The following is a 15,997-nucleotide window of genomic DNA, read 5'->3' on the forward strand; positions in this document are numbered from 1 at the left end:
TGCTGCGATGGAGCGAGTGAAAGACGCGATTGCGCGGCAGAAGGCGGCCACCGCCTCTGGCCCGACTGCCCTTCCCGCACTCCCCGACGAAGCGCAGCGCCGTGCGTTCGACGGGCTGCATCGACACGTCCCCTCACCTGCCATGGAAGCGCGCGCGCGCGCCGCATATAACAAGGGCAAGGATGGCTTTGCCGCCCAGCGCGAGGCGATGGCGAAGCGGTTACGCCAGGCTCTTGGGCTCGACGCTCCGGATATCCCGACCGTAACCAAGACTGCCGCGCCCGATGCATCGCATGGCTGGGTGCCGGTGCTGTTCGTCTCCTCCTCGATGCCGATAATGACACTGCGGACCTATGCGGGGCAACTCGAGAAAGCTGGCGGCGTGATGGCGTTTCGGGGGATGCCGGGCGGACTCACGAAAGTCGCGCCGATGGCGAAGCTTTCCGCCGAGATATTGCGGCTTGATGCCGGCTGCGATGGCCCCGCCTGCACGATGCGCAATGTCCAGCTGATCGTCGATCCGTTGCTGTTTCGCCAACACGGCGTCGATATGGTTCCGGCGCTTGGCCTGATCCCGGGGGATCCGACCCGGCCTTATTGCGAGCGTGACGATACAAGCGCGACCGCAAGCCATATCGTCTACGGCGATGCCGCGCTTTCGGGAATGCTCGATGAATATGCCCGTTTGGGCGGAAAAGCGGAGGGACGCGATGCTCAAGCTCGCCTGGAACGCCGCTAGGGGTCTCTGGCCCGAGGTGAAGCTGCTGCCGCTTCGCGCCGCTGTCGCGCTCGGGAGTTCGGGACTGGGACAGCCGGTTCGCCCTGCCCAGCTTTGGAAGGCTTACGCCATCGTGCTGCCGGTCGGCTTCGCCGCTACCTGGGCGATCCCGCAACTCATCTGGGTGATGAGCCCCTCGATCGATGCGGTCGCGGTGCGCCCTGCTGCGGGGCCGATCCGCAAGGGCGATTTCGTGATGTTTCTGCTCTCGCATCCGCTCGCCGGCCCAAAGCCGGTCAATGTCACCAAGCGGGCCTTGTGCCTGCCGGGTGAGCATATCGTGATGATCGAGAAGCCCTCAATGATGCCGGTGGCTCCACAAGGCGAGCGTGACGGATATTATTACTGCAACGGGCACCTCCTCAATGTCAGCAAGGCTAATGGCCGCAATGGCCAGAAGCTCCAACATTGGCATCCAGTCCAGGCTACGATCCCGCAGGGGTTCGTCTTCGTCGGATCGGGTCATCCCGATGGGTTCGACAGCCGGTATTATGGACCGGTCGCGATCGGTCGCCTGACCCGCATGGAGAAGATTCTGTGAGCATCCCTCCCTTCACGCGGACCGCGGTCATGCCGCTGCTGGCTCTGCTTGCCTGTACTGTCCCTGCTCACGCGCAATCTGGCCGCGAGCCTTCGAAGCAAGGCTATTGGTGGTATGCGCCGTTACCCAGACCAAAAAAATCTGATGCCCCTGACCCCGATGCGCTCGTCAAACCCATGATCCCGCCGATGGTCGAGCTCGCGACATGGACGCCGCCCAAAATCCGCAAGCTGATCGAGCAGCAGCGCGACTATGCCGCGACGGTGCTCACGATCGATGCGGTCGCCGACTTCTGGCGGCTTGAGGATTTTGCGCGCAGGAAGGCCCGCGCCTTCGCGGGGTTGACGCAGATCGCCATGTTGCAGAATCCCGAACTCAATTCCAAATCCGCCAATCCGATGGTCGGCGACGCCCGCGCGGAATTGACCGCCTACAAGGACGATGTTCGCCGCTCGTACCTGCGCGCCCATGGAAACGAGTTTGCGCTGGTCATGTTCTCAAGGAACTCCTGCGGCTATTGCCGGGTCGAATGGCCAATCGTTCAGCGCTTTCAGGACGAAATGGGCTGGCAGGTGACGCTGATGGACATCGACCGGCATCCCGATGTCGGGCAACGCTTCGGGGTCGAGGTGACGCCCACCACCATGATCATCCGGCGCAACAGCCGCCAGCATATGGTGATCGCCGCCGGGGTCGAGACCTATCCCAATCTCGCGCAGATGGCCTATCAGGCGGTGAAGCTCCTGACCGGCGACATCCGCCCCGAACAGTTCATGACCGGCGCCGGCGAGGAAGACGGGTTCTTCGATGCGCTCGCGAACGGCCCGGTGTCGGCGAGCGATCCACGGGTGATCGGCGGCGATCTGGTGACAACCGGACTGGAGCCGAAGCCGTGAACCGAACGTCCGTGATCTATGCAATAGATTGCACCGTGCCTTTATTGCGGCAGCATTACGTTCGCGCCTTGCTGTTCCAGCAACGCGATTGCCTTGCGGTCGAACGAGGCAAAAGTATCTCCGCCAAGCCATTGGCCATTATGGGCAATCACACCATCAGTGAAGTCGCCGCCTGCATCGAGCAGAGCCAGGCCGGCCTCGGTCATAGGATGGTCCATGACGACATTGTCCGCAGCAACCAGAGTGCGAATGACCTTGCCAATCTCTGCGGCACCAAAATTGTAGATGCGTCCAAGCACCCAGCACAATTCGCACAATGCCATGGCCGGGATTGCGACGAGTTCCGCGTCCGCCAGCAACCGTTCGGCAATCTGGGTCTGTTGCGGATCGTCTGCAGTGATCGCGCGCACGAGAACATTGGTGTCGACGGCGATCTTCACAGTTGCCCGGCCCAGCCCCTTGCAATCACCTCGTTCATCTCTTCAATCGAAATCGACCGCTGCCCTTCTCGTTTCAGCATGCCAAAAACGTCGGAGATTTTCCCAGTTCGCTGGGCGGCTCGAACAGTGATGGAGCCACCGGGTGTTTTGTGGATCTCGACCTTTTGGCCGGGCGTGACGCCGAGATGCTGGAGCAATTCCTTCTTCAACGTGATCTGCCCTTTGGCGGTAACGGTCAGTGCATTGCTATTGGACATGGGCGCATTCATGACGACGCTCCTTTTGATTCGAAAGGTAATGATTTTTCACATTACTTTCAACCAAAAAGCAGTGCAGTCGTGAACACGCTTGTGCGCCTCATCGGCATTCTCGGCCTCTTCACGGCGACCGGGACGCGCGTCGCCGCTCAGACAATCACGCGCGCAGAGGCCATGCGCGCCGCGATCCATCCAGTCGCAAACGTGCCCGACATGCAGGCCTGGCTCGCCCGCGTACCGGTAACCCGCGATTTTCCGTCCGATTTTGCAATTGCTCTGCGCGGAGAAGCGCCAGCCTTCATGATCGAGATGAGCACCGCGCCGGGCTGTGTGCCATGCGCGGACCTCTGGAGCAAACTAACCCGGTTGCGCGGCCAATATGGCTGGCAGGTTCGCACGATCTCCAGCGAGGAGGCGATGCTGCGCTCAGGAAGGCTGGGCCTCCCCTGGGTCGGTCATCCCGTCGCCTGGGTGCGCCCCATCAATGATCCCGACCGGACCATTCCGATAGCGATCGGCACGGATCACACAGCGAACCTCGCGCGCAATCTCTATCTCGCCGCAAAGATGCTGACCGGGGTGCGGGTCGATGTCGGCGTGCGCGCATTGTCCAAGTTCACCGGAATTGTCGGGGCGGCCCGGCACTCCAGAACCGTTCGTTGAAGGGGCCGTTCATGGCGGGCCGGTCCCTTCCCTCATCCCACTACCCGGAAGGAAGCCCGCCATGGTCAAGCCCCGTTCCCGTCTGAGCCTCTCCGCTTTTGCCTTTCTCGCTGCCTGCGGCGCAGCCGCGCCCGCTCATGCCCAGGGCTGGGCGGAAAGCTGGTTCAACACTGTCACCTATACCTCGCCCGGCAGCTTCAACGACCAGACCCGCGGCTATGTGACGGCGGGCGGTATGTCGGGCCGGATCGATGTGCACAATGATTATGTGATGTCGCTCTCGCTCCCCAAGGTGAAGGCCGGCTGCGGCGGCATCGACATGTTCTTGGGCGGAATGTCCTTCCTCGACCCCGAATATCTTGTCCAGAAACTGGAAAGCATCCTTCAGGCCGCTCCCGCCGTTGCCTTCCAGTATCTACTGGAAACCCTGGACGAGAAGATGGGCAACATCATCTCGAAGATGGAGGCGGCGACCAATTTTCTGAACTCGATCCAGGTCAACGACTGCCGCCTGGCGAACCGCATGGTCCAGATCGCCAAGGGCGATGATAATATGTCCGGGATCATCGAGGAGATGACCGGCTATCGCTCGGTAAAGCAGGGCTTCTCCAAAAGCTTCCAGCAAAGCCGCGAGCGGATCGAAGCCAATAACAACAATCCGACCGAGGATCTCAAGAACGCGCTCGTCAATTGCCCGGCGGAAGTCACCGAGATTTTCCGGACCGGATCGCTTCTCGCCCATGCCGCAACCCGGGTTGGCGCCGGCGCCTGGGCGAATGTGATGCGCGCGCGCATCGGCGACGTTTATATGCGCTGGGATCCGACCGACAAGGTGCCCCTCTTCTCGGCCATTCCCGCCTGCCCGCATCAGGATACCGACAGCCCACAGGATTTTCTGGCAGGCACGGCCCAAAGCCGCACACTCACTATTCCGGCGACAAGTGCCGACTGCTCGAACGACAGCGGCAAGGGCGCGCTCGCGCTGACACAGAACCTCATGCAGTCGATCGCCACCAAGATCGCGACGCGGGGAACACTCAGCCCTGCGGAACAGCAATTCGTTGCCAATGTGAAGACGCTCCCCGTCTATCGCATGCTCGAATGGGGCGTGCGCCAGGGCGTCACAGGCTCAGTGATCGCCGACACCGATGAACTCGTCGCGTTCACGCTCGCCTACCAGATGCTCAACGACCTTACACGATCGATCGATTTCGCAGTCCTGAATGCCGAACGCGGGACGAATGCTGCCGGTGCGGCCGATGCCACCAACACCAATGTCTGCCAGACGCGCATACTGACCAAGGGCATCGAACAGCTACGGGACCTGCGCGAAGAGGTGCTGCGTCAGCGCGCGCAGATGCGCCAAAGCTATATGGCAGCCCTCAATGCTGCCAATCTTTCCGCGAACTATGCCGGCTTGCTGCGCCAGCGCGACCGTGACGCACGCGACGCCAGTGGCACCGTTGCCGCTCCCAACCGCTGATACGGGACCAGGATCATGCGTTTTGCTCTCCGCACCCTTGCCGCCCTGCTGCTCGCCTTCATGGCAACGCCTGCGCTGGCGGTCGATACCAGCTTCTATACCTATGACGGCTTTGCCGAGACGGTGGACGCATTCCGCCTTGTCTCGCTGATCTTTGCCGATCCACGCTACGAAACGCTGGTGATGATCATCGCGGTAGCCGGCATCGCGCTTGGGGCGGTGATCGCCAGCGTGCGCGGACAGGGGATGGGCCTTGTCGCCTTCGGGTTCCAGATCCTTATCGGGATCGGCCTGTTCACCGGCCTGGTCGCGACCACCGGCACGGTCCATGTCTATGACAAGGTGCGGAACGCCTATCAGCCCGTGGGCAATGTCCCCAATCTCCTTGTGCTGGTCGCCGGCGTCACCAATCTGATGGAGCGCTCGCTTGCGGAAGTTATCGACGACAATACCCTTGATCCCAATGCCAAGCTCGATTTCGGGGCGGGCGGGCACAGCTTCGATCTGTTTTTAAACGCCGTTAGCCCGCGTGGGCCCATGACCGACAGTTTTCTCGACGCGACGATCAAGGACTATGCCCGGCAATGCTATCCGGTCGCAAGGGTCTCGCCCGCTTATGGGGTCGATGACGACCAACTCTTCCGCACCTCGACCGATCTCCCTGCCTCCTTCGCGGCCATGGCGGGACCTGCGACGTTCAGCACCGTCTATAGTGCCGCCGACAAGGGCGGCACGACGATGAGTTGCGAACAAGCCTGGACCTATATCCAGACGCAGCTCAGCAATCCAGCGCTGTTCGATGGTTACACGACGCAGGTCTGTCAGCGCACCGGTTATGACGTCACGGATGCCTCGCAGCTTGCGCGCTGCCGCTCGCACTTGGGCGAAATGGGCCAGATGATGATGGGAACGCCATTGTCCCTGCAGGCGTTCATGACCGACATATTGCTCGGCAACACGGTCGGCGACGTGCTGTTCGAGGACAGTCCGGCCTCGGCGGCGCGCGTGATGGCCAACCGCGCCATCGTCTCCAACGGCCTGTCGACCATGTCGGTCGCCAATGAGTGGATGCCGACGATCCGCGCGACCATGTTCGGCATCATGCTGTTCTTGGTGCCGATCGCGTTGCTTTTTATCCTCACGCCCATCAACCTGCGGGTCGCGAGCTTTGCCTTGGGACTCTTCGTGTTTGTAGCACTCTGGGGCGTGATCGATGCCGGCATCTACCAGCTGACCCTTGGCCGTGCAATGGATGTGCTTGCCGAGATGCGTTCCAATGCGGTAGCGGCAAACGCCTGGATGCTGGCGCCCTCTTCGGCAATGAAGGCGCTCGCAATTTTCGGCACCTTCCGCACGGCTGCTGCCGGACTCGCCGGTGCGTTCGTGTTCACCGTGTTCCGCTTCTCCGGCAATGTGTTCTCGAGCTTTACCGGCGGCGCGCTGCAGGCGCAGGGGCTTGGCACGGCTGCCGCTGCACCGCTTGCCACCCGCGAAGGCTATGCCTCCGCGCTGGAATCCCAAGCATCAGCCGCAGGCACTTTTGCCAGGCGGGGGGCTTCCTCAAGCTTCGGCGATTTTGGCGAACGTTCCAGCTTCGGCGCCAATCGCGCATTTGGGGCAGCCTCGGGACTCGTCGGCGAACAAGGCGGCGGCGTACCCGGCATTCCCGCCTTCGGCATGGGTGGGATTGATGCCGCGCGCGAATTGGGTGGCCTTTCTCCTGCCCTCAATGGCAAGGATCTGAGCGACCCGGCCGTGGCGCGCGCGGTCAGAACCAATGCCGCCACCGCCGCAATCCATAATTTTGCCGAGAAGGATGCGTTGCGCGCGCTCGGCACCGGCTATTTTGGTGCAGGGCAAGCGGGAGAAAAGGCTTTCGCCGCTTTCGCGCAGAATATGGTGCAGTGGAAAGCATTCGGCGACGAGCGCGCCTATGCAATGATGTTCCAGGGTGCCTCCCGGCACTTCGAGCGCACCGGCTACTCGAAGGTGGATGCGGAATTGAAGGCCTCGGGCGTGATCGGCGAGGCGGGCGCTGATCCTACGTTCGCCAAGCTTATCGCCAATAGCTATGATCAGGAACAGATACTCAAAAACGACCTGACAGGAGCGCAGGTTCAGGTCGGGGCGATGGAGGGTCGCCGCGACTATGCCGGCACCCAAGTCGCCGAAACCGAGCGCCGCAATGTCGCGACCGAGCAGGCCCACCGCACCGGCAGCAACGAGGGCCAGCGGGGTGCCGCCGCGATGCTCGGCTTGTCGGTTGATGAAACCAGTCGGCGCATAGCGTTCATCAATGCGCTGTCAGGCGAAGCACGCGCGTCGGCCATTACCCAGCTTTCTCGTGCAACGGGGCGCAACGAGGCGCAAGTCAGCCGAGCCCTCGAAACCTACAATGCGGCAACCCAGCTTGGCACCGCTGATGGCGCGACGGCGGAAACGGTGCGCGAAGGCAGCAGCGTCTATGGCCGGACCCGCGAGGCAGCAGGCTATGATGTCGCCGAACGGGCTGGAAAACTCGACGCCCAGCGCCAAGTGGGACATGGTGGCACACGCTCGGCAGCGCGCATCGGCGAGGAACGCAGGCAATCCGATAATTTCGGTTTTGCCCAAGGTGCTGCCGCTGCCGAAACATCGACGCGCGGAGCCGCCCGGCTCGATAGCTTCATCCATGCGCTGAGCCGCACCGCGGGGAACCAGACCGATATGGTGCAGGGTGGTGCCAGTGGCATTGCGGATCGCGCACGCAACGAACGCCTGACCGGCATCGTCGACAAGGAGCGTCTCACTCGTGCGCAGAAGCTGTTCAACGAGCATGGCATTAATCTGACCAAGCGTCAGATCGCGATGGACCAGAATGGCGACTTCACCCTCAACCTCAATCCCAGGACCGCAGCCCAGATGTGGCGCGGCGGACTGATCAACGAGAGCCAGCTCGGCGCCATCGCCAATGGCGGCTCAGCACGTTTGAGTTTCGCGCACAATGATCTGCTGGTTTCAAGCAGCACGAATTCGCAACGTTCAGCGCGCAATGACACCAGCACCCGGTTCGAGGCCGGCAAGCAGGCTGGCCCCGATACGGTCGAGCATTTCCTCGGCGGCGGCAAGGAAGGCCATGCCGCCATGGCCAACTGGCTGCGAGGAGGATTCGAGATGGACCGGCGCGGCAACTGGCGGTTAAAGCCTCAGGTCGCGGACACGCTGCAGCGCGATGTTCAGGCGATTATGGTACAGACCGGCTGGACACGGGGCATCGAAAGGTCAGCGCAGGACCAGGTATCGATGGGGACTGATGTTGGCGCCTCAATCTCCGCTTCCGTCAGTCGTACTGGAATTAGCAAGGCGACAAGAGGAGGTAAAGGCAGGTCATCCGGCTCATCTACAGCAGGCGGCGCCGGTGGTAATTTGGGCTTCGAAAGCTCCGATATCGGAGTCACATCCGAGACTGCGAACGCCAGAATTGACATCGTAAACTATGACGTACGCGAAGCCATTGCCGCAGCAGAGCGTGCTGCCTCGCGCTCGCACAACCCAACCGATACTTTCTCCCGCGAATTGAGTCATCAGGTCCTCGGACCGAGTGGCTTGCGCAATCGTTATCTCGAACAGTCAGATTCCGGACGTGGAACCGCAGACGTTACTGGTCCACTTACGTCAATTGAACAATCCTCCGTGCTCAGATCAGGTCGCTTCTCCGATGATCTAGAGAAAGGGCCGCTTGATGGTGATCCCAGCTTCAAGGAGCGCCGTGACAAGTAATTCACTCAGCGATCCGGATGAAAATGTCGCCAATGCAGCATGCCGGAGCGCGGATCGAGCGGATCTGAGTGAGGATCGCGCAAACCGCCCACCGAGCGCTTCGGGAACATCTGCTCATGCGTCGGCTCGACGAATTCCCAGTCGCTCCACGCGAACCAGGCCCGCGCATACCCCATTCCAAGCACCATTAGCGCCAAGGGTGGGAAGAAGGCGATGTTGAGGAAACCCGCCAGCACGCCGGTGTAGAATTGATCCAAAATAGACAAATAGAGCGAACCGAGTTTTCCAGCCCAATAGATAGCGATTGCTACCCACCAGAGCTTTGCGTACCAGGGCCGCCACAACCAATCGTACGCATGCGGACGGTGGCGCTCATGCGCCTCCCTCTCCCGCAGTTCATCCTGCGGTTCGATTGCAGAGTCCACGAATGGATCCTTTCCGATCCGTAACGTAGCATATCGCTCATACACAGGGAATCGGGGATCGCTCCCCCTAGCTTGGATTTGATGTTCCACGTCCGATCTCCATCCTATTCGTCAAATCTCTGCCTTGCCCTCCCTTTCCATTTGCGTGGGAAGTCAGATATGAACCGTAAGCGTGGGCTGGAGCTTCCAATTACCCACAAGTCAGGCTGGCGCCTATTTTGATGTCGACGAGTCGGGACCATCCGCGCCACATGACGAGATTGCCGGGTGGCGGATCGTGGGTGCGGGCGAGATAGCCGCCGAGCTTGGCGATCTGGGTGAGGTAATGCCCAAGAGAGCGGTTGGTCTGAGGCGGCGATCCCCGGATCGCAGTGATCCGATCGATAATTTCGACCTCGTCGTCGGTAAGGACGATTCTGGGCGACGCGTCCGGTGCGGCGCGGTTGATCATCGTCATCCAGAACAACCGCCAGGCTAGGATGCAGAAGATGGCAATGAGGTTGACCAGGCGCTCGGCGGTGCGCAGTCGGGCATCTTCGGCGCGGCAGCCGGATTTGAGAATCTTGTGGAAAACCTCGATTTTCCAGCGCATCGCGTACCAGACGAGCATGCGGATTGCGTCGTCTGGCGATGCCACCGGCAGGTCGGTGATCAGTTTCCAGTCGATCGCGGGTCGCCCGTCGGGCGCCTCTTCCTCGCGGGCGTAGACCACGGTCAGATCGAGCGCCGGGTATCGCTTCTGTTTGCCGATTGGCGGCAGGACATGGATGCGCTTGTATCTGAGGGTCACACGGGCGAGTGTGCCGTCGCCGATCTCGACCCTATGATGCCCAGTGACCGCGACCTCGGCCATTTCGGCGGCGATGGTGTGTCCGCCATCGCCCGCGAGCCGATCGACGCAGGTCCGCACAAGAAAGTGGGTGCCTGCATCCTGCGCGGCGCAAAAGAACTCGTAGATGTCGTTTTCGCGATCGCCGATATGAACCAGCCGGTCCGGATCGCCGAGCAGCGCCGTCGCGCCACGCATATTGTCCAGCCATCGGATGCTCTCCTTGGCTTCGATCGGCACGCGCGTCGGGTTGATGTGACGCTTCAGCGCGGACGTTCCCTTGAACTTGGCTCGTGACCAAAATTTGATCGCCGCCAAACCCAGCGGCAGCCCCTCGGTCGTGACCACCAAGCTGCTGTGCATCAGCAGACCGCAAACGGTGTGCAGCTTGAACCGACCATCATCGCCGCGTCGGCTCGGTGAATAGCCGATCGCCCCGATCGCTTCGTGTTGGGTACGCTGAAAGCTGAACTCGGTTGTGTCCTGCAACACGAGAACCGGCCCATCTGTCGCCGCGAAACGCGCGGTGGTCGCCTGAAAATGACCGTCGAGAATCTCCCGCTCGCTGACATCAGCGTTCGATAGAAATCGGTATGCCGCCTTGGTGTTCGCCCAATCCTGACAGGCCAGCGGAATCGGTGCACCGACCGCGCCCGACATCTGCGCGATCAGGGTTCGCAAACGAGCCCCAAGCCGGGCATCGCGAAATCGCGCCCCCGAAAGCTCGCCGTCAATCCAGCTCCCTGCGGTGATGTCCCCATCCGTCATCGTGCACCTCGCCATCGCGATTCAGTGCTCGAATATGAATCACACCCGATTCCCCGCCGCCAAGCCCCTTGCGTCAAACGGAATCACGTCCGCGACGATTTGTGGGTAATTGGAAGCTCCAGACCACGCTTACTATGAACCTCCCGCGCAGTGGATAGCATAGTATCACCTACTTATTGGCCGAATGCGTACCAGTGAGCAGGGTCAGTCCATCGTGCGACGATATCTGAACATGGCAATACCCGTCACAAATATGGTGAAAGCCAGCAGCGCCAGAAAATCTGTCTGAAGATCGCGGATCGAGGCATCTTTCAGCATTACACCGCGAACGACGCGGAGAAAATGAGTGAGTGGTAATAGCTCACCAATCCCCCGCGCCCACCCCGGCATTCCTCGGAAAGGGAACATGAAACCCGACAGGAGAATGGATGGCAGGAAGAAAAGGAAGGTCATCTGTATCGCCTGAAGCTGAGTTCTGGCAATGGTCGAAAAGCTGAAGCCAAGCGCCAGATTGGCAAGCGCGAAGTTGATGAGTCCTAGAGCGAGTATCTCAACACTCCCCGAAAAAGGTACCCCAAACAGAAAATTAGCTGCAATCAGGATCAAAACGGTCTGGACTGCGCCAATGCCCAGATAGGGCGCAATTTTTCCAATCATGACCTCGCCCGGCCTGGCTGGCAGGACGAGTAGATTTTCCATGGTGCCTCTCTCCACTTCACGGGTCATACCAATCGCGGTAATCATCACCAATGTCATCGTCAGGATCACGCCCAGCAAGCCCGGAATGATATTATACTGGGTCTTCTTCTCGGGATTGTATCTTGGATGGATGACCAGACCATAAGGTTCCCTGCCCACCTGCAGCCCCGCTAGGGAGCCTGTAAGATCATTGCGCAATGCGGAGGAAACGATAGATTCGGCATATCCAAGCGCGCTCGACGCCGCGACCGGGTCCGAGGCATCGGCCTCGATCAGCAATTCCGGTCGCCGCCCTGCAACCAGTGCAGCAGTAAAGCCGACCGGGATGTGGATCACGAATGTTACCTCGCCGCTGGAAAGCAGATGATCGCAATCCGGCAGGGCATCGCATGTCCGCGACAAATCGAAATAGCCGCTGTTCTGAAATCCGTGGAGCAGGCTCCGAACAATCGGGGAGCTATCCTCTGCATGCACCGCAGTCGGCAGATGCCGTGGGTCTGAATTAATGGCATATCCGAAAAAGACAAGCTGGATCACCGGAATGGCCAGCATGGCGGCAAAGGTGAGCCGGTCGCGGCGCATCTGGGTCAGTTCCTTCAAGAAGATCGCGCCTGACCGCCGGATCCAGCCTGGAATCGTCATGCCGACCTTTCCCCCGCAACGCCAGCCTTCTGGGTCAGTGCAATGAAGGCATCTTCCAAATTGGGGACGACCTCGCGCCATTCAATATTTTGCGAACGCAATTCGCCAATCGTTCGCTCGATAAGAGATCGATCGGTTCCGCTCACGTGAAGCGCGGCCCCGAAATAAGCGACATGTTCAACACCAGATGCTCTTTTGAGAGCCGCCATCAGTTTGCGCACGCCGGGACCATCGGCGCGAAATGTGACAAGTCCCGAGTTTGCGATCATCTCGGCCACCGTGCCCTTCGCCACGAGACGCCCACGCGACATATACACGACCTGATCGCAACGCTCGGCTTCATCCATATAGTGTGTCGAAACCAGCGCAGTCATGTTCCTTTCCTCGGTCATGCGATGAATCTGGTCCCAGAAGTCGCGGCGGGCGAGAGGGTCAACCCCCGACGTGGGTTCGTCGAGCAGGAGCAGGTCGGGCCCGTGCATGGTGACTGCGGCCAGCGCCAGCCTCTGCTGCCAACCACCCGAAAGCGTTCCGGCCAGCTGATCCTGCCGATCTTGCAGATCAAGAGTCCGGATGGTCGCGCTGACTACGGATGCCACATCGTCAATCAGGTGCAGTCGGGCAACGAATTCGAGATTTTCGCGCACAGTCAGATCGGTCCAGAAAGAGAATTTCTGCGTCATATATCCCATACGCGCCTTGATCTCTTCCGACTCAGTCAGGATATCATAACCTAGCGCAGTCCCCGTTCCCGCAGTCGGGCTCAGCAGACCACTCAGCATCCGGATGGTGGTCGTCTTGCCCGAACCGTTCGGACCGAGAAAGCCCCAGACTTCCCCCTTGGGCAATTGCAAATCGACATTCTCGACCGCGATCTTGCCCCCGAACTCCTTGCGAAGCCCATGCACGTCGATTGCAAATTCGCTCACGGCCTTGTGACATCGACAGGCAGCCCCGGAAGCAGTCCACGCGTATCCGGTACGTCTACCTTGACTAGAAAGACTAGTCTTGCGCGGACATCCTGGGAGTAAATGACAGGCGGGGTGAATTCCGCGTTCGGTGCCACGAAGCTAATCCTACCCTCTACTGCCTTTTCCATACTGTCGGATCGGACGAGCACCCTTGTTCCCACCCTGTAGACGGGCAGTTCTGCTTCCGTGACGAACATATGCACTTTCAGAGAGTTCGCAGGCAACAGCGCGAGAACCGGATTAGCCGAAGCTGCATATTCGCCGGGATTGAGGAAAGTCATGCTGACCTCGCCCCCGACGCCTGCCCGGATAACCCGTTGATCGAGGTTGTAAGTTGCTGAACTGCTGGCAGCGCGGGCGGCATCGACCCCTGCTTGAGCGACCTCACGCGCAGCCGGCCTACCAGCTTGTCTGGCGACCACAATCTGTTCCTCGAACTGGCGCACTTGCGCCTCGGCCGACCGAAATGCGGCCTCGGCCTGGTCCCTTTGCTGTTTCGAGGCAAAGCCGTCATTGGCCAGTTTCCCAATGCGTTCATTCTGAAGACGGGTCAGCCGCAGCTGCGCACGCGCTTGATCGATCTGCGCTTCGATGGCCCTAATCTCCGGCACCCTGGCACCGGTCGAGATGTCGCGCTCCTGCGCCTCGGCCTGTACAACCTTGCTCCGAGCCGCATTCGATGCCGCGAGTTGTGACGAATCGTCGAGCGTGAAGAGGACGTCTCCCTTTAAGACTTTGCTGCCTGCCGCAACTGGCCTCGACACTATCCAGCCCGCCAATGGTGCCGCAACATAAACCCATTCGACCTCAACATAGCCGATATGCGAATTGGCAGGCATACGCTGTTCGCAACCGGCGAGGACGAGAAACATCAGGGCCGCAGTCGAGAGTCTAAAAACGGGCGTTCGCTTCCGATTTTCCACAATTCTCATCATGACTCCAGAGAGGAAGGGGCGATGAACAAGACGACAACTCAGCTTGCGATCCGCGCCCTGTTCCTAATTTGAATTGCACGTTAGTTTGGTATGCCATGCTCGCTTGGCCTCAGTCTGCATATCCAGGCAGGCACGCAGGCATGTTTCAAATCCTCCTAGGGCATGGATCGGCGAACCGACCGGTAATTCAGAGCCCGTTATTGTCGCAACGGCCATCAGGACGTTCAGGACTCTTGCGCCCAGCATGCCAACCGCATACGACCAAACCATTTCATCCTGATCGGTGGGCTCTTTTGACGCAGGAAGGCCGAGCAGGCCCCGTCGCACCGGATCAATCAGAATTGCCCCAGCCGCTAAGCATTCCAACAAGGCGTAGGCCTTGGCAATGTCATGCCGGAACGCTCCGGCACGCCAAAGGCCTTGCGCTTGAAACGAAGTGACGACTTCTAGCAGGCTGACGGCGCACGCGGCGATGATGTCCAAGGGAACTCCAGCGAGTTCGGATAGCTCCAAGAACGTTTCCGGCAATGCTAGCGTCCAGTTATCCCGAGTGCTTCGCATATGCTTCGCCATCGGATTTAAGGGATGGCGATACAAGTTTTGGAGCGATGAAAGCGAATGTCCGGGTTGTCGCTTCTGGTCGCGGCGGCGCGCTTCGCGTTCCACATGGGTCGCAAGCTCTTCTTCAACAACGTGGGACGTGCCGTCAAAAACGCTGTAGAGTAGAATGTCGCGGGAAAGCTGCGCATAAGGCAAATCAGCAAGCAAGGCTCGCGCTCCGAGAATACGAGCGCCTTCACGAACCCCTTCCTCCGCCAGAGCGCAACCCGCTGATTTCGCTGCCGCTGTTGCAGCAGCGGCTCCCGGCCCGAGCATGTTGACGGCTGCTACCGCGTGGATCGAGATAGCCGCAACGAGGCGATCAAGCGCTTCGAGCGCGAGTAGATGTTCGGCGATTGGTAAAAGGGCCGCAATTGGGCGACCGTATAGGAACTTCTCTCGCGCATAAACGCTCGCAAGCTGCCGGGCACGTGATATTGTTCCCGATGACAGCGCAGCGATGCCTCCGCGAGAGCAGGTCAGGGTCCTGCGAATGATGGGAAAGCCCTCCCCTTCGCGGCCAATCACACGATCCACCCCAACGATTGCATCGACGAAGCTCACCCCGGCGATGTCAGCGGCAGGCGCCGGCAGAGTTCGCCAGCGGTCAGCAGTGACCGTAGCATCGCCGCGCGGCACAACGAATAGGGTGAAGTCACCCATTTCTTCCATTGGGCTTCGCCGATCACTGAGCCTGTCACACCGCGTTCTCGCCAACGTTACCAGTAGGTCGTGATGCGTCCCGCCATTAATGAGGTCCTTTGCGCCGGTCAGGCAGTAACGCGAGATCTCTTGATTCCCGTCACGAACCGGCACGGCTGTGAGCTGGCCGCCGAGAAGATCGGAACCGGACGTAAGCTCAGTAAGCAAGAGCGATAGGAATTGGCCCGCCCGGACGCCTGCGAATACGTCGGCTGATAGCGCTGGATCGGCTGCAAGATAGATCGGTAGGAGTGCGAGAACATTCACGCCGACCGTAATGCCAAGACTGCCGGAGCGTTGCGCAAGCATGCAAATCAGCGCGGTGACCTCCGGATAGCTCGCCCCCGCCGGTCCGCCCGATCCGTCCACCAAGAACTTTCCCAACCCGGCTGTGTGCAAGGCGCGCAGCGCTGTGTCAGGATATCGCCCCTCCCGTTCGTCGCGAAGCAAGGAAGCAGAAACCTCCGGCGTGTCCAGCGCATCACTCATCCGTTCGATCGGATGTGCGGACAACGGCCAAGGCGAATAACGGAACCAGGCTGCCTGATCGGGATGCATCATCAGGCGGCTTACTTCACGCGCACGGGCATCAGCAAGTGACCTCATGCA

The 15,997-nt window shown here is 60.3% G+C and carries 14 protein-coding genes; 6 read left to right on the forward strand and 8 right to left on the reverse strand.

The window, feature by feature from the left end; translation table 11 throughout:
• Positions 1–7: 7 nt before the first annotated feature.
• From FHS92_RS02830 to FHS92_RS02840, 3 genes are read left to right on the forward strand one after another with little or no spacing between them, the layout of a single operon-like run.
• Entirely contained in the window at positions 8–739 is a 732-nt protein-coding gene (locus FHS92_RS02830; RefSeq protein ID WP_184077322.1) for a type-F conjugative transfer system pilin assembly protein TrbC, read from the forward strand.
• Complete coding sequence (locus tag FHS92_RS02835; protein ID WP_184077324.1) at positions 711–1,319, forward strand: S26 family signal peptidase; 609 nt, start codon at positions 711–713, stop codon at positions 1,317–1,319. The genes FHS92_RS02830 and FHS92_RS02835 overlap by 29 nt, the downstream gene beginning before the upstream one ends.
• Before the next feature lie 29 nt (positions 1,320–1,348).
• A complete protein-coding gene (locus tag FHS92_RS02840; RefSeq protein WP_184078733.1) occupies positions 1,349–2,215 on the forward strand; it encodes a conjugal transfer protein TraF in 867 nt (288 codons plus the stop codon).
• 41 nt (positions 2,216–2,256) lie between these two features.
• On the opposite strand, the gene FHS92_RS02845 is transcribed toward FHS92_RS02840, so the two are convergent.
• Both FHS92_RS02845 and FHS92_RS02850 read right to left on the reverse strand, forming a co-directional pair.
• The gene (locus FHS92_RS02845; protein WP_184077326.1) at positions 2,257–2,655 is read right to left on the reverse strand and encodes a PIN domain-containing protein; all 399 of its coding nucleotides are present in this window, start codon (positions 2,653–2,655) and stop codon (positions 2,257–2,259) included.
• Positions 2,652–2,924: an AbrB/MazE/SpoVT family DNA-binding domain-containing protein gene (locus FHS92_RS02850; RefSeq protein ID WP_221230863.1), complete on the reverse strand. Its 273-nt coding sequence runs from the start codon at positions 2,922–2,924 to the stop codon at positions 2,652–2,654. Before FHS92_RS02850 ends, FHS92_RS02845 begins: the two co-directional genes overlap by 4 nt.
• Before the next feature lie 69 nt (positions 2,925–2,993).
• Between FHS92_RS02850 and FHS92_RS02855 the strand changes: the two genes are divergently transcribed.
• From FHS92_RS02855 to FHS92_RS02865, 3 genes are all read left to right on the forward strand, one after another.
• Positions 2,994–3,575, forward strand: coding sequence for a hypothetical protein (locus tag FHS92_RS02855; RefSeq protein WP_184077328.1), 582 nt, complete (start codon positions 2,994–2,996; stop codon positions 3,573–3,575).
• Between the two features lie 61 nt (positions 3,576–3,636).
• A complete protein-coding gene (locus FHS92_RS02860) occupies positions 3,637–5,058 on the forward strand; it encodes a conjugal transfer protein TraH (protein WP_184077330.1) in 1,422 nt (473 codons plus the stop codon).
• Between the two features lie 15 nt (positions 5,059–5,073).
• Positions 5,074–8,817, forward strand: a complete 3,744-nt coding sequence (locus FHS92_RS02865) for a conjugal transfer protein TraG N-terminal domain-containing protein (protein WP_184077333.1) — start codon at positions 5,074–5,076, stop codon at positions 8,815–8,817.
• A 5-nt stretch (positions 8,818–8,822) separates the two neighbouring features.
• Here FHS92_RS02865 and FHS92_RS02870 read toward each other — a convergent pair whose 3' ends face one another.
• The 6 genes from FHS92_RS02870 to FHS92_RS02895 all read right to left on the reverse strand — a co-directional run bounded on the left by FHS92_RS02870 (position 8,823) and on the right by FHS92_RS02895 (position 15,994).
• On the reverse strand, positions 8,823–9,242 hold the full coding sequence (locus tag FHS92_RS02870; protein ID WP_184077335.1) for a hypothetical protein: 420 nt from the start codon (positions 9,240–9,242) through the stop codon (positions 8,823–8,825).
• A gap of 190 nt (positions 9,243–9,432) precedes the next feature.
• The gene (locus FHS92_RS02875; RefSeq protein ID WP_184077337.1) at positions 9,433–10,839 is read right to left on the reverse strand and encodes an IS4 family transposase; all 1,407 of its coding nucleotides are present in this window, start codon (positions 10,837–10,839) and stop codon (positions 9,433–9,435) included.
• Positions 10,840–11,043: 204 nt separating this feature from the next.
• Positions 11,044–12,180 (reverse strand): ABC transporter permease, encoded by a 1,137-nt coding sequence (locus FHS92_RS02880; protein ID WP_184077339.1) that lies wholly within the window; start codon positions 12,178–12,180, stop codon positions 11,044–11,046.
• Positions 12,177–13,109 (reverse strand): ATP-binding cassette domain-containing protein, encoded by a 933-nt coding sequence (locus FHS92_RS02885; protein WP_184077341.1) that lies wholly within the window; start codon positions 13,107–13,109, stop codon positions 12,177–12,179. Before FHS92_RS02885 ends, FHS92_RS02880 begins: the two co-directional genes overlap by 4 nt.
• The gene (locus FHS92_RS02890) at positions 13,106–14,023 is read right to left on the reverse strand and encodes an HlyD family secretion protein (protein WP_184077343.1); all 918 of its coding nucleotides are present in this window, start codon (positions 14,021–14,023) and stop codon (positions 13,106–13,108) included. Before FHS92_RS02890 ends, FHS92_RS02885 begins: the two co-directional genes overlap by 4 nt.
• A gap of 126 nt (positions 14,024–14,149) precedes the next feature.
• Entirely contained in the window at positions 14,150–15,994 is a 1,845-nt protein-coding gene (locus tag FHS92_RS02895; protein WP_184077345.1) for an acyl-CoA dehydrogenase family protein, read from the reverse strand.
• Between the last annotated feature and the right edge of the window lie 3 nt (positions 15,995–15,997).

Source organism: Sphingobium subterraneum, assembly GCF_014199435.1.
GTDB lineage: Bacteria > Pseudomonadota > Alphaproteobacteria > Sphingomonadales > Sphingomonadaceae > Sphingobium > Sphingobium subterraneum.